A 14,242-nucleotide genomic window follows, 5' to 3' on the forward strand; every position below is an offset into this window, starting at 1 on the left:
TTCATACAAATAATTAAGGCTTAACGACGACCAGGGTTCCAATCTGTACCTGTTTGTATAGCGCAACAACATCAGCATTCCTCATTCTGAGACAGCCATGCGAAACGGCTTGCCCTAGCAAGGAATAATCTGTCGTTCCGTGAAAACCAATCAGCAGTTTACCCTGCGATGTGAATCCGATCCAGCGCTGACCGAGCGGATTATCTTTGTGTCCGGGCGCAATCTTTTCCCCTGTAATTGGATGCTGCCATGCGGGATTCTCGTACATTTGCTGCACTTTAAAGGTGCCTGTCGGAGTTTCCCAGCCCTCCTGTCCGATCGCAATCGAATAAGTTGCTTCTAATTTCTTCTGTTCATACAACCGGACTTTACGATCGCTTAAATCTACAACTAATTCTCTTTCAATCACGGGGGATGGCTCTGGAGCCGGAGTCACGCTCACTTGAAAATTTGGCAGCTCAATTTGAGGCATTGAGATCGCCGGAAGGCGCTGCAATTGCAGAAGCGCGATCGCGCAGCCCGTAAGAACGCAAATCGTCGTTAAGGCTCTAGCAAGAGACGAATTTTGAACCTTTGTCGCCATTACTTCTTCATTCAAACTGCCACAATTATCTTATTTTGCCCGGAACCCCGACTGTAAGCCTTGAATCTCTAGACGCAAGTAGACCTACATCACAGGTATACCACTGTCAAAATGTCAACGTAGTTATTACGGCGATAATTTCACTCAACCGGACGGTCGGTGAATTTGAGAAACTATAACCATGGTTAGATGAAGTAGCACTTGACAATGGTTCAATCTGCGATTCGGAATCTACAATGCTGGGAGTGTGGTGTTTCGGTTTAGAGGAGGACGGAGTGATGAAAGAAAAGTTTTTTTTGGCGATCGTAATTACTTTTTCACTGAGCTGCCTGCAAAACTGGTCAATTCCGACTGCAACACAAATAAAAGATTCCATGCAGGAGCAAACCTATCACCTCGCTCGCGTTTGGATTGACCAGCCTTAGGCGTATTTCTATTGCAGGAACTCTCCAGTAAGAACGGGCACGAGATATCCTAGATAAGACCATTCGATCGCGCCCTTAAACTCGAAGGAACTTTTTCAACCCGTGTGCTGTCATCTATAGCGGAACGTCAAACATACCGTTATCCGCCCATGAGTCAGTCCCTTCCTGTATCCTGGTCATCGATCGAGCCAAAGGTTCTTCAGAGTCCAGTGCAAGCAGAAAAACTCTCTAATTACGATCTAGTGTTGCAGTGTCAGACCGGACATCGCCCAGAGAAAGCCGTGTTTTCGGAACTCATGCGGCGGTATCAGTCTCATGTCGACAAAGTTTTGTATCATCTCGCTCCGGATTGGCAAGACCGCGCCGACCTCGCGCAAGAGGTCTGGATTCGCGTCTATCGCAACATTACCCGACTGAATGAACCGGTGAAGTTTCGGGGCTGGCTCAGCCGGATCGCCACGAATCTGTTTTACGATGAGCTTCGCAAACGCAAGCGCAATGCTTCTCCGCTGTCACTCGATGCGCCGCTATCGGTCGAGGACGGTGAAATGGATTGGGAAATCGCCTCAGCGACCCCGGGGCCGGATGAAGATTTGACGACGCGGGAATTTTACGATCAGCTAAATGAAGCGATCGCTGACCTACCCGAAGTATTTCGCACGACGATCGTCCTACGCGAAATCGAAGGGATGGCATATGAAGAAATCGCTGAACTGACCGGAGTTTCACTTGGAACCGTAAAATCACGGATTGCAAGAGCGCGTCATCGCCTCCAGTCCCAACTCCAGCAGTATCTTGACGGACATTAAACCCGCCAAGCGACGCTACAGACTTCAGGTTGGCTTTGATATTATGCTTCTAGACGTAACCCAAAATGAGAATTGTGCTTTGAGGAGTGGTTGATTACACTGATTTCATATCTTGCAGGCATTCTCAACTCAATGTCTTACCTCATTGATAGTGACCCTCGATGAACTCCAATTTTGATTCGCTCAATAACACTATGCAACCTTCGCCCGATTCTCAGTTAAACGCCCGCGATCGCTTTGAGTTACTCAGCGCCTATTTAGATGGGGAAGTTACTGCTAGCGAGCGCAAACAGGTTGAAGAATGGTTATCTACCGATGCCTCTGTCCAACAGCTACATGCCCGATTACTGAAGCTTCGTCAAGCTTTCCGCTCGATGCCGGCTCCAGCGCCGTCTCAACCTGTTGAAACAACGGTAGATCAGGTGTTGGCAAAAGTCGATCGCCGCCCGAAGCTCCGCTGGGCGTGGGGGGGTGCGGCAATAGCGGCTGCCTTTATGGGTGCAGTTTCGCTGTTTAGTGTGCGTCAAGCTCAATTTGCCAAAGTGAATCCGCCTCAACAGCCGACGGTACAAGCACAACAGCAACCCGCTTCAGAAGTAACAGGCGGAATGATGGTGGCGCTCGATCGTCCAGTGGTATCGATCAAAGCTGCTGATACTTCAAAACAACGCAACTAGAAAGATTTGATGAATTTCTCTGCTCGTAGTGCGACCACTACGAGCTATTTTTTTGATTGCCAAATGCCATCAGGGGCTGGAATCCCATTTAGACGATCGACTTGATCTAGAGTCATGACATACGCCCAAGCTAGACCGATAAAATCGCCGTTGAGAGCAAAAACTTCGATCTCCTTGCGGTCATAATTATTGTCTAAACCAAACAGGGCGATCGTTTCAGGGTCGTGCTGTTCGTAATCGTCGAGAATTTCTAGAATGGCGCGATCGTTAAAACTTAGAAGATAGCCGTAAGTCGCAGCGTTTCCAGGAACGATCGCGGGATAGCCAAGCGGTAAATGATAAAGAGCTGCGCGAACGATCGCAGGGACTGCGGAAATTACGGAATCTCTACAGAGAAAATAGCTCGTTTCATCAGGTTTTAACGTGCCATAGACGAATACGTTGATAGACTGCATTGCAACACCAAAGCAATTTTGTTAATTCTATTTACTCCTATGACTGAATTACCGATTAAGCGCTTAACGCAGCCGTTGATGGACTCGATCGCCGAACAAGCCCGCTCTAGTCCGCGTCAGCGCAAGAATCACAACTTTCATGAACATCACGATCGAGTGCAGCGATTTCTAAATGTGCTGCAACCCGGAACTTATGTGCGTCCCCATCGCCATGTCCGTCCGGCAGATGCAGACGGATTTGAGTTCTTTTTGGTGCTACAAGGCGCGATCGGGATTTTGATTTTAAACGAATCGGGCAGTGTCATTCACACCGAAAAAATTAGCGCAACGGGCACGACGCGAGGGGTAGAACTTGGAGAGGGAATGTTCCATACACTGATTGCATTAGAGCCAGACACGGTGATGTTTGAATTGAAGGAAGGGCCTTATGTGCCAATGGACGATAAAGACTTTTTGCCGCAATTTCCGTTGGAGAATACGCCCGACGCAAAGCAATGGATACAAACTTGGCAGGGCTATTTTGCCTAATTGTTCTACCAAAACCTTGTATTGCTCTACCAAAACATTGTAAGCAAAACATTGTAAGTATCAAAAACACTGTCCTGCAATTCCAATGGTCTGAACTTCTGTATCTATGAACTTTGTACGATAGATGCTGAGCAACAGATGATTTTTGCGGTAGGTATGCAATGAAGTTCCTGAAGCAGTCACAGCATTTGGTAGAGATATAATCACCGAACAAAACATTCCAGCCACTGATTTCTGTTCACAAATCTTGTTCTTGAGCTTTTCGGCAGCGTAATGACTACACGCCTCTTGGTCGGGATTTGTGAGTCCTAATACTGTTAGCACTACTAATCCAGCAGCAATATAAATTCCCCCGGGGCGATTGGGAGGTGAAGATTGCGGTACAAACATCTGAGCCATGATAACAATCCTCCTGAAATAAAGTTTAGCGGCGTGAAGAGTTACGGCGAGACTTTGAACGGTTGCGAACAGTCGATCGCGGTATCCGGGGAGGCTGGAGTCTAATCGGGGTTGAATGATGCCAAGCAACTACAAGCCAAAGCGCGATCGCGATTCCTAGACTGAAGCCCAATAGTAAAGCGGTCATGAGAGTTCCTGCACTGCGATCGTATTGTTGCGCCACCAATCCAATCGCTTCCATAGGTCACGATCGATGTCCTCGCTGAGATAAGCGGCAATCTCTGTTTCGAGCGGATCGAGCGGTGTAATTGCTTCTTGACGCACCGAGCGCAAGTGATGGAGGCGATCGTAGATTTGTGCAGGATAGGCTTGATAAAGACAGTTAAAGTGACTGATCAGATCGACTAAGCATTGATAGCCAATTCTGCTGCAAAGCAGCTTGCGACTATCTTCTAGAGAAATAGTGTGTTGCGCCGCCTTAATAACATAGCGATAACTTAGGACTGTAGATTAAATAAAGCCGGAGATTAGACCACTTGTGGTTGAGCAGTATAGTTCCATTGCGGCAGATGCTGATCAAAGACAATGCTCATCGTTTGCTTAAAGTCCTCTGCGACTTTTCGACCCGTCTGATAGACTTTATCGACAACGTTGACCACCACCGACAATCCGGTTTGTGTTTTGGCTCTTTCCATCAAGTCTTTCACCAGGTCCACGCTTTCAAAAATCACGCCTTGACACGCGCGTGTGAGATGGGGGAACAATCGATGTTCAATGGGGTTGTACTTGGAAGTATAGGGTGGATAGTGAGCAATCCGAATCTCAACGCCTAGCTCGTTGACTAACGCTTGTAAGTCCTGCTTGAACAGGTATTGGCGAGAGCTATTACTACCACCTCCATCACACAGCAGCAGGATGGATGTCGCAGTCGGATAGTGATGCCGCCCATGCTCTTGCCACCAATGGCGAATGGCATCACAAGCAAATTCAGCCGTGTCATGACTTGTGCCAATTTGAAGGTAGCCTGTATTGCGTTGAAGATCATACAACCCATGGGGAATGGCAACACCCGTCGCAAGTGACTTCCAATCTTGATCAAATACAGCAATCGCTTCATCTTGAGTGTAAACTCGACCTGCACGATAGAGTTGCCCAATTAGTTCTCTTTTTTTGTATCCATACTCAACATCGGATGACCTGCTGCTTCATAGCGCGAGCGAATCGCTTCAATGTTCTCAAACTGAGCATTGCGCTCCGGATGCGCTCCGGTCGCTAATCGTTTTTGAGCTTTGCGTTTGCGATAGTGGTGCTTTTCTAAAAGTTGATCCACCACGGTCACACTAATCGAAATGCCTTCTGCTTGCATTAACTGTGCAATCTCCTGACGAGTGAGATGCGTCCACTTGATCGTTTCGCTCATCGGCGACCCTGCTGTATATTGAGCAATCACCTTCAGAAATGTCTCATCTAATCCAGGGTGTGTTTCAAAGGCTGATTTACGCCCACCTCCGGCACGACGAACGCGGCTTTGATGCAACTGAGTGTCATCTTGAAGTTCTCGCTTGCCCAATTGCATCGCTTCGTCATCACAGCCGAAGAGTTGGCTGATATAGCTCAATCCACCTCGCCCTAATTTTAGGGCTTCGACTGCTGCATACCTGCGTCGGTCTTTCTCCGATAACGACTGGTAGAAGCGTCGCATTTGTTGTTCAACTTCAGGCGGATAGGACTGCATCGATTCACCAGGTCAATCTGAATTGCTCTAGCCTATCATTTACTCCGGTCTTATTTAATCCTTGATCCTTAGATGGAGTTGAATGCGTCCTAAAATTCAAGCGTAAATCACAGCAATTTCAGCTTGCTCGATCGTGAGATCTTGTCCGGGAAAAGGCAGATTCCGCGCTCCAACGATCGGATGAAACTTCTCAAAATATGTTGCCTCAGCAATTTGGTGATAGTTCTGAACTGCGATCGGATAGTGCGCCCAATGACTATAAGGCAATACGGCTCGATACTGAAGAAAGATAATCTTATTCGGGTCGCCTGTGTCGATGTCTTGATACCCTCGTTCTCGGCTACTGTACCAATTGAGTAACTGCGGTACATTTCTTTGATGAGCTTTATCGATTCCAAGTAAGCGAATCACAAATGTCCCATTCTCTTGGTCACAGCTTCCTTTGAGTTCAATAAACTCGAAGGATTGTCGATCGAGCTGTTTTAGCACTCTGCCTAACTCTGTCTCTTGTGGAAATCGGTGATAAAGCTCTGTCACAACGTGCAATCCAGAAAGCTGCGGCTGCAAGGTAGCTTCAGCTTGCAGTAGCAATTGAGTTTTGAACGCGATCGGATCAGCAAGGAAAGGCAGCAATTGAGACTGATTGAGCAGTGGATTGATCAATCGTTCGATCGCGCAAGCTTCTCCCGCTTCTGGCAAAATGCGCTGATATCCTCGGCTTAAGTCTGATTCTGTCTCATGAAGACAGAGACCATTGGGGCATTCAAACTCAGGACGATAATGAATGAGGTGCTGTTGCTCAAAGGTGAGTGGTGTTCGCAAGTCTGCAATTGATCGCTCTGCTTGTTCGATTCGATTGAGCAACTGACTGACAATCTGTTGCAGTTGCGCTAAGGTTTCAACGCTAGCAAGATGAGCCGCTCTAGAAATCACAGCCGAATAGTATCGATTGAAAGCATTGCTTCGCGCTGAGTTCCAGGGTTGTAGCTGTGATGCAATCTCTTGTTCGATTTGGGCGCTACGGAATCGATAGAATGGTGCTTGTCGTTTCCGTTCAATCTCCTCTAAACACTCTGGTACTTGTGTTGCAAATAAATCTAGGCACTCTTGGTATTGATTCACCTGATCATCAAATCGCACAATGTCTTCGCCTGCTTGGGTTTGAATGCGATCGAGCCATTTCAACAATTGCTCTAGAAACTGTCGAATTGCACAAAGCCCTGATGTTCGGAGTTTAATCGCCTCGGATAAGGATGTCGATAAAGACCAGGAAAGCCCAGTTCGCAGAAAGGCATGTTCATGACCGACTGAGAAAATATCATGTCCTCGATGAATTCTCACAAAGTAACTTTCATCCCTTCTGTTATCTGCTATCAAAAATTAATGCTCATCGCGCCAAGCTATACATTTTTGCGTCTGTATCCGTACCTAGTGACGGTCGCCAGTGGGATAACCTCACTCTACCGATTCGACTGCTGGAGAAGGCGCGGATATATGCGGCTCAGGATGGTGCAACATCAGAATACAGCTATTGGTCTGCCTACCAGAGCTGGTGCTATCTTATGCTGGCATATCTACGCGATAGTAACCACCCTAGTTCCTCTTCTAAGCTTGCCTCGATCACCTTTCAAGAATGCACAGATTGGGCGCGTCGATTGATTGATCATGCGCTGATTTGTTACTCTTCGCTCGGTCAGCAATGCTATCAGACGATCAAAGACAACGGTGGGAGAGTGACAAAACATAAACGAAAGACCAAGACTGGGCTGAAATACTATGAAGAGTATGGCAACGTTCAGATACAGATGTTGCCTTTTATCGAAGAAAGTAAAGCTCAAGATGAAGAAAACGAGCCAAACAAGGATTCACGCATTCTTCGGCTTGATTTATCGTTGCTTAAAATAGAGCGCGAAGTCTGGCTGGGCAATAGAGATATGATTCATCTACTAGGCACTCATTCGGCACTGTTGTTGTTTCCAATGGGAATGCTGGAACTCTGCGAGGAGCGAGATCAACCCGCACAGCTTAAGAAGAAGGTACGAAAAGCGGAAAAGCTATTTACTTATGCTTGGGCAACCGCCGGTGATGGGGTTTTGCCTGAGCTTGAGGGCGATCGCTTGTATCTCGATCGTAAGCTAGAACTTGATGATCCAATCCTGGATCGAGAAGCGCTAATTCAAGGTTTATATCCACACCGATTAACGCAGTTTGCTGACTTGGGTAAGGTGTTTGCTGCGGTTTGCAAAGTTCTACTGCTACCGGAGAATCCTGAAGAGGCTGAGACCCAATGGAAGCAGATTTGGTATCTTCTAGATGCGTTGCATGGTGGAGAACATAGTGGCCCTGAGACGATTCTGGAGCAGCGGCGCTACAATGGGCACCTTTCGACGCATTTCAAAAATATCCGCAATTATTTTCATCTGTTAAAGAACACTCCGCTTGAGGGCAGTATGATTGAAAGGCGCGATCGCATCATCAAGCAAGTATTTCAATACACCCTGGGGCGCAACGAATAAGCTATCGGCAATGAATAAGCTATTGATAGTGCAATGGATCAACTGATTGGAAAAGTTCTACACGATCGTTATCAGATTCAATCACTGCTGAGTCGTCAGACTGGGCGCAGAACATTTTTAGCGACTGATTTACAAACCGCGGCATCGGTGGTGATCAAGCTATTATTGTTTGCGCCCGATTTTACTTGGGATGATTTGAAGCTATTTGAGCGGGAGGCAGCCGTTTTACAAGCGATCGATCATCCCGCCATTCCTCGATATCTCGATGGCTTTGAGACTGAGACGGGGTTTGCTATTGTTCAGACTTACATCGAAGCTCGATCGCTGCAAGATTGGGTACAGTCCGGGCGCACGTTTAGCGAAGCGGAACTAAAAGCGATCTCTAAAGAACTATTAAACATTCTGGACTATCTACACAGCCGCCAGCCTTCAGTTGTACACCGCGATTTGAAGCCGAGTAACATTCTATTGAGCGATCGTACCGGAAATAGTCCCGGACAGGTTTATCTGATTGATTTTGGTTCTGTGCAAACGGCGCTTCAGGCTGGAACACGTACAATTGTTGGGACTTACGGCTATATGCCACCGGAGCAGTTCGGCGGGCAGACTGTTCCGGCTTCGGATCTTTATGCTTTGGGTGCAACGCTGATCTATCTTGCAACCGGACAGCATCCGGATCAATTACCGCAGCGTGAATTAAGGATTTTGTTTGACGATCGCGTGACTCTCAGTCCTGCATTCGTGGACTGGCTGAAATGGTTAACGGAACCCAGCTTAGATTTAAGAGCGCGATCGGCACAGCAAGCCTTACAAGCATTAGAAACCTCGCAACAAAACAGTCGCTTAGCGATCGCGAAACCAACCGGAAGCAAAGTTCAAGTCAGGCAGTCTCGGCAGCAGCTAGAAATTTTAATTCCAGCGCGGGGATTTCATGCCGGACTGATTCCGCTGATCGGATTTGCAATTGTATGGAATTCGTTTCTAGTGGTGTGGTACAGCGGCGCAGTTGCGATTTGGGCTTCTGGAGGATGGGTGATGGCATTATTTGCGCTCGGTCATCTCAGCGCGGGTATGTGGATGATTTGGCGCATCTTGTTTGATTGGTTTGGCAAAGTTAGATTGCAAATTACCGACTCGAAGATTTCTCGCAGGATGGAGCTACTGGGAATACATACCTCTCCGACGATCGGCGATCGACAAGACATCAAACAAATTGAGCTGACCAGTGTTTCGCACAAGTCCGATAGTGAAGGTGGAACAATTAGGATTCCACCCCAAATTAACATTTGGGCAGGTACAAAGAAGTTCTCCTTGGGAGGTGGAGACAATATTACCGAATATTTGACTCCTCCAGAATTAGACTGGCTTGTACAAGTGTTAAGCAAGTGGTTAAATCTACCGATTAAGAAGAACTGACCTTGCCGTTTTCTCAACCGTTTTCTAATTGAGTTGCCAATTGTCTTGAGTTGCCGTCGCACGGTTTCCAGGGTATCCATCTCTTCCGATCGATCGTGACTGAACCAGGACGGGTAGAAGTCGGGTAATTCATCGATGTTGCTTGAGAAATTTCCTTGATCTAGTGGCTGAAACTATCCTGCCACCTGTGGGGATTTAGGGGGTACAAGCTGCCGACAACGAAGCGAAAATTCCCAACCCACTCCAAACAACAAAGCAGAAACCCCGATCGGGGTTTCTGCTGCAAGAACGTTTCAAGACAGAGAGTGAGAAGCGAATCATCTCCCTGTCGGAGAATTAATAAAGCGCGTCTTCCTGATGGGTCAGGATCGTGCAGTTCGAGCGCGGGTAAGCCACGCAAGTCAGCACATATCCAGCTTCAATCTGGTCATCATCCAAGAACGATTGATCGGATTGATCGATTTCACCTTCAGTGATTTTGCCTGCACAAGTCGAGCAAGCACCCGCACGACAGGAGTACGGCAAATCCAGACCTGCTTCTTCAGCCGCATCTAGAATGTACTCATCATCGGGAACCTCGATCGTCGTGTCCAGCCCTTCGGCTTCGTTGATTAACCTGACCTGGTAAGTAGGCATTCGGTGATCCTCTCTAGTAATAGAAGCGGCAAAACTGCCGGAAAATTTGAGACTTAAGTTTTCTCAATCAATGCTGAGATGCCTAAGTTCTTTTCAATTCTGATACTACGGGAAAACTTAAACGTTAAATCCGCGATTTAGGGGGATCGATGAACGCGATTCCTAATAAATCAGCATGATTTAATCTACTTATACTTATAGGACGATCTATCGGGCGCAATCGAGAGTTACAATCCGTTACCCTAATCATTTGCGTTAGCGATTTTCCCCAAATCTATCGGTAGCATCGACTAAGGCACTAAGAATTCCTGTCTCCATCATCGAGTGCCCTGCATCGGGAACGACGATAAATTCTGCCTTGGGTAGCGCCTGGTGTAAATCCCAAGCTGAAGCCATCGGACAAACGACATCGTAGCGTCCTTGCACAACTACGGTGGGAATGTGAGCGATACGATCGCAGTTTTGCAGCAGTTGATCATCGGTTTCAAAAAAGCCGCGATTGATAAAGTAGTGACACTCAATTCGCGCAAACGCTTCTGCAAAGTCATCTTGAGCAAACTTACTCTGCAAGTTTGGATCAACAATTAATCGGCTGGTACTGCCTTCCCAAACTGACCAGGCTTTTGCGGCGATCGCCCGAATTTCTGCATCATCGCTGGTCAACCGTCGGTAATACGCCGAAACCATATCGTCGCGTTCTTCGGGTGGAATGGGCGCGAGATACTGCTCCCAAGCATCGGGAAAAATCCAGCTTGCGCCTTCTTGATAGAACCAAAGGATCTCTTTACGCCGGAGTAAGAAGATGCCGCGCAGGATTAAGCCAAGACAGCGATTGGGATGCGTTTGGCTATAGGCGAGCGATAAAGTGCTGCCCCAACTGCCGCCAAAGACGACCCAGCGATCGATTTGGAGGTGCGATCGGAGTTTCTCAATGTCACCGACGAGATCCCAGGTTGTGTTTTCCCTCAGTTCAGCGTGGGGCGTGCTTTTTCCGGCTCCGCGCTGATCAAACAGGATAATCCGCCATTTCTCCGGGTCGAAATACTGTCGATAGATTGAAATGGTGCCGCCGCCAGGCCCACCGTGCAGAAAGACAACAGGTTTTCCGTTGGGGTTGCCGCTCTGCTCGTAGTAGATCGTATGCAGGTCGGAGACGGGCAGCATCCCCGACTGGTAAGGCTCGATCGCAGGATAAAGATGACGCATTCTAGTTCTTGGGATAACTAACTGTAGATCATGATAGTTTCCCGCAGTTTCAACTCTATGCGTAATAAGATTCCAGTTGGGTTTTTAGTGTTGTTTAGTATCGTTTTTATTGGATTTGGCGATCAGTTTTTGCCGTCTGAAGTTGGGCGATATAGCTTTCAGGCGAGAAGCACGATCGATCAACTCTTGGTGAATGCTTTTCCCAGTTGGCAACCCAAAACAAACCCCCACCGTCGCACTGAAGAAGCGGTGAGGGATGTGAATAAAGCTAAAGACTAATTAGACTTTCTTCAGCCAGCTAAACATCGATCGCAGGTCTTTGCCGACTTCTTCGATCGGGTGTTCTGCCTCACGTCGGCGCATTGCTGTAAATCCAGCTTTACCCGACTGATTTTCCAGCACAAATTCCCGCGCAAACTGTCCGGTTTGGATTTCGTTGAGAATCTTCTTCATCTCAGCGCGAGTGGAATCGTTGACAATCCGAGGGCCACGAGTGAGATCGCCGTATTCTGCCGTGTTAGAAATGCTGTCGCGCATTCCTGCCAACCCTTCTTCGACGATCAGATCGACGATGAGTTTGACTTCGTGCAGGCATTCAAAGTAAGCAAGCTCTGGCTGATATCCAGCATCAACCAGGGTTTCAAATCCCGCTTTGATCAATGCGCTCAAGCCACCGCAGAGAACCACTTGTTCGCCGAACAAATCGGTTTCGGTTTCTTCGCGGAAGGTGGTTTCCAAAATGCCAGCGCGAGTGCCGCCGATCCCTTTTGCATATGCCATTGCACGATCGCGAGCCTGTCCGGTTGCGTCTTGATACACCGCAAACAGAGCCGGAACACCTTGACCTTGCTGGTAGGTGCGACGCACGAGATGTCCTGGGCCTTTGGGCGCAACCATCACCACATCGACATCAGCCGGGGGCACAACCTGACCAAAATGAATGTTAAAGCCGTGTGCGAACAGCAGCACATTTCCGGCGCTCAAGTTTGGCGCAATTTCGTTTTTGTAAACGCTCTTCTGCACTTCATCGGGGAGCAGAATCATGATCAGATCCGCAGCTTTTGCGGCATCTGCAACGGAGTGAACCGTCAAGCCCGCTTCTTTCGCTTTAGTCGCAGACTTACTCCCTGGATACAGCCCGACGATGACGTTCATGCCGCTGTCTTTCAGGTTGAGGGCGTGTGCGTGTCCTTGAGAACCGTAACCGATAATTGCGATCGTTTTGCCCGCAAGTAAATCTAAGTTGGCATCAGCGTCATAATACATCCGAGCCATATGAAAAGTCTCCTTCCAGCAAGTCGATTAATGAGGGGTCAGAACCGTTAATCTTATCAGAAAATGTGAATTACCAATCGTCGTAATTTGCTTCGCCTTCTGCGGCGCGTGGAATCACGGTGGGCGGGGCTGAGTACGGGACTAATTCGAGTTGACGAGCGGGCGATCGCGGTTTGGTCTTTTGCGTCGGGTTGCGTCGGCGGGAGACTCCTTCTTCGTTGGTGTCTTCTGCCACAACTTCATACAGGATTGCGAGTTTGGTGGGATCTTTGCTTTTTCGCAGAATGCGTCCCATGCGCTGAATGTATTCTCGTGCTGATCCGGTGCCTGAAAGCACGATCGCGATACTGGCCTCGGGGACATCCACACCTTCATTGAGGACGCGGGAGGCAACGAGCGATCGGTATTCTCCTTGCTTAAATTTAGTCAGAATCTCATGACGTTCCTTCACAGGCGTTTGATGCGTGATTGCGGGGATTAGCAAATCCTGAGAGATGCGGTAAACGGTGGCGTTATCGTCGGTAAAAATTAAGGTGCGCTCCGGGTAGTGACGGGCAAGCAGATCGGCGAGGACTCGTAATTTTCCTTCGGTTCCGAATGCGATCGATTTTGCTTCTCGGTGAGCTAACATGGCTCTGCGTCCGGCGGTCGATCGTGCACTTGCCTGCACAAATCGCTGCCAGCCTTGAGCATTACTAAGGTAAATATTTGATTCTTTTAGAAAGGCGTTACGAATTTGAATTAATTGATCGTAGCGTTCGCGTTCGTGTTTAGACAGCGATACTTTAATCTGAATCGCTTCGTGTTTTGCGAGTGCTGACCCGGATAATTCTTCTGCTGTTTTCCTGTAAACTTCTTCACCGATTAATAGTTTTAGATCTTCGTGTTTCCCATCGGATCGCTCAGGTGTTGCCGTTAGTCCTAATCGATAGGGTGCGATTGCGTACTCTGCAATCACTCGATTAAAGCTACTCGGCAAGTGATGGCATTCATCAAAGACCAGCAGCGCATATTGATTGCCTAGTGTTTCGGCGTTGATTGCAGCGCTATCGTAAGTTGCGATCAAAATGGGAGTACGATCGCGTGATCCACCCCCCAACAAGCCAATCTCAACATCAGGAAATGCCGCGCATAAGTTGGCGTACCACTGGTGCATCAAGTCCAGCGTTGGAACCATGATCAAGGTACTGCGCTGCGTGGATTGAATCGCTAGTTGTGCGAGGTAGGTTTTACCTGCGGCAGTGGGTAAGACGACAACCCCCAATCGTCCTGCATTTTTCCAGGCTGCGAGTGCTTCTTTCTGATGTGGATAAGGCTCCATTTCGACCGAGGACACAAGCTCGATCGCGTCGAATCCTTTGGCGCGATCATCGATTTCGGTTCCTTCCGATCGCAGCGCTAGGACTAATTCCCGATATTGATTTGCCGGAATGCGAAATTTTTCGATGCGATCGTCCCACACCGCAAACTCGACCCAAGCTTTCCCTCTGGGTGGCGGGTGCAGAATCAGCGTTCCGCGATCGTATGACAGACAAGGCATTCTCGGCATGATTAGTACATCTGTCGTTTAACCCTATTGCTC

At 48.1% G+C, this 14,242-nt stretch carries 17 protein-coding genes and 1 pseudogene; 7 read left to right on the plus strand and 11 right to left on the minus strand.

Annotation, left to right across the window (positions count from 1 at the left end; all coding sequences use genetic code 11):
* Positions 1–13 precede the first annotated feature (13 nt).
* Positions 14–583 (minus strand): L,D-transpeptidase, encoded by a 570-nt coding sequence (locus tag H6F51_07145; GenBank protein MBD1822272.1) that lies wholly within the window; start codon positions 581–583, stop codon positions 14–16.
* Positions 584–861: 278 nt separating this feature from the next.
* Here H6F51_07145 and H6F51_07150 point away from each other — a divergent pair, with 278 nt between their 5' ends.
* From H6F51_07150 to H6F51_07160, 3 genes are all read left to right on the plus strand, one after another.
* Entirely contained in the window at positions 862–1,008 is a 147-nt protein-coding gene (locus H6F51_07150) for a hypothetical protein (protein ID MBD1822273.1), read from the plus strand.
* A 149-nt stretch (positions 1,009–1,157) separates the two neighbouring features.
* Positions 1,158–1,817: a sigma-70 family RNA polymerase sigma factor gene (locus tag H6F51_07155; protein ID MBD1822274.1), complete on the plus strand. Its 660-nt coding sequence runs from the start codon at positions 1,158–1,160 to the stop codon at positions 1,815–1,817.
* A gap of 161 nt (positions 1,818–1,978) precedes the next feature.
* Complete coding sequence (locus H6F51_07160) at positions 1,979–2,494, plus strand: Fis family transcriptional regulator (protein MBD1822275.1); 516 nt, start codon at positions 1,979–1,981, stop codon at positions 2,492–2,494.
* 44 nt (positions 2,495–2,538) lie between these two features.
* Here H6F51_07160 and H6F51_07165 read toward each other — a convergent pair whose 3' ends face one another.
* Positions 2,539–2,949 carry a gamma-glutamylcyclotransferase gene (locus tag H6F51_07165; protein ID MBD1822276.1) on the minus strand — a complete coding sequence of 137 codons (411 nt, stop codon included), beginning with the start codon at positions 2,947–2,949 and terminating at the stop codon, positions 2,539–2,541.
* 39 nt (positions 2,950–2,988) lie between these two features.
* Here H6F51_07165 and H6F51_07170 point away from each other — a divergent pair, with 39 nt between their 5' ends.
* Positions 2,989–3,477: a WbuC family cupin fold metalloprotein gene (locus tag H6F51_07170; GenBank protein ID MBD1822277.1), complete on the plus strand. Its 489-nt coding sequence runs from the start codon at positions 2,989–2,991 to the stop codon at positions 3,475–3,477.
* A 60-nt stretch (positions 3,478–3,537) separates the two neighbouring features.
* On the opposite strand, the gene H6F51_07175 is transcribed toward H6F51_07170, so the two are convergent.
* From H6F51_07175 to H6F51_07195, 5 genes and pseudogenes are all read right to left on the minus strand, one after another.
* On the minus strand, positions 3,538–3,876 hold the full coding sequence (locus tag H6F51_07175; GenBank protein ID MBD1822278.1) for a DUF4359 domain-containing protein: 339 nt from the start codon (positions 3,874–3,876) through the stop codon (positions 3,538–3,540).
* Between the two features lie 25 nt (positions 3,877–3,901).
* Positions 3,902–4,063 (minus strand): hypothetical protein, encoded by a 162-nt coding sequence (locus H6F51_07180; GenBank protein MBD1822279.1) that lies wholly within the window; start codon positions 4,061–4,063, stop codon positions 3,902–3,904.
* Positions 4,060–4,200, minus strand: a complete 141-nt coding sequence (locus H6F51_07185; GenBank protein ID MBD1822280.1) for a hypothetical protein — start codon at positions 4,198–4,200, stop codon at positions 4,060–4,062. The genes H6F51_07180 and H6F51_07185 overlap by 4 nt, the downstream gene beginning before the upstream one ends.
* Positions 4,201–4,403: 203 nt before the next feature.
* A pseudogene (locus tag H6F51_07190) lies at positions 4,404–5,578 on the minus strand (ISAzo13 family transposase).
* A gap of 129 nt (positions 5,579–5,707) precedes the next feature.
* Entirely contained in the window at positions 5,708–6,952 is a 1,245-nt protein-coding gene (locus tag H6F51_07195; protein ID MBD1822281.1) for a hypothetical protein, read from the minus strand.
* A gap of 221 nt (positions 6,953–7,173) precedes the next feature.
* On the opposite strand from H6F51_07195, the gene H6F51_07200 reads away from it, so the two are divergent.
* A complete protein-coding gene (locus H6F51_07200; GenBank protein MBD1822282.1) occupies positions 7,174–8,127 on the plus strand; it encodes a hypothetical protein in 954 nt (317 codons plus the stop codon).
* A 33-nt stretch (positions 8,128–8,160) separates the two neighbouring features.
* Entirely contained in the window at positions 8,161–9,543 is a 1,383-nt protein-coding gene (locus H6F51_07205; GenBank protein ID MBD1822283.1) for a serine/threonine protein kinase, read from the plus strand.
* Positions 9,544–9,879: 336 nt separating this feature from the next.
* Here the strand turns inward: H6F51_07205 and H6F51_07210 are convergent, their stop codons facing one another.
* Both H6F51_07210 and pip read right to left on the minus strand, forming a co-directional pair.
* Positions 9,880–10,179, minus strand: a complete 300-nt coding sequence (locus tag H6F51_07210) for a 2Fe-2S iron-sulfur cluster binding domain-containing protein (GenBank protein MBD1822284.1) — start codon at positions 10,177–10,179, stop codon at positions 9,880–9,882.
* A gap of 255 nt (positions 10,180–10,434) precedes the next feature.
* On the minus strand, positions 10,435–11,385 hold the full coding sequence (gene pip / locus H6F51_07215; GenBank protein ID MBD1822285.1) for a prolyl aminopeptidase: 951 nt from the start codon (positions 11,383–11,385) through the stop codon (positions 10,435–10,437).
* 57 nt (positions 11,386–11,442) lie between these two features.
* On the opposite strand from pip, the gene H6F51_07220 reads away from it, so the two are divergent.
* Positions 11,443–11,664, plus strand: a complete 222-nt coding sequence (locus H6F51_07220) for a hypothetical protein (GenBank protein MBD1822286.1) — start codon at positions 11,443–11,445, stop codon at positions 11,662–11,664.
* Here the strand turns inward: H6F51_07220 and ilvC are convergent, their stop codons facing one another.
* Both ilvC and H6F51_07230 read right to left on the minus strand, forming a co-directional pair.
* On the minus strand, positions 11,665–12,660 hold the full coding sequence (ilvC, locus tag H6F51_07225; protein MBD1822287.1) for a ketol-acid reductoisomerase: 996 nt from the start codon (positions 12,658–12,660) through the stop codon (positions 11,665–11,667).
* A 70-nt stretch (positions 12,661–12,730) separates the two neighbouring features.
* A complete protein-coding gene (locus H6F51_07230; GenBank protein ID MBD1822288.1) occupies positions 12,731–14,209 on the minus strand; it encodes a DEAD/DEAH box helicase in 1,479 nt (492 codons plus the stop codon).
* Positions 14,210–14,242 lie beyond the last annotated feature (33 nt).

It is taken from the genome of Cyanobacteria bacterium FACHB-DQ100, from assembly GCA_014695195.1.
In the GTDB taxonomy this organism is placed as follows: domain Bacteria; phylum Cyanobacteriota; class Cyanobacteriia; order Leptolyngbyales; family Leptolyngbyaceae; genus Leptolyngbya.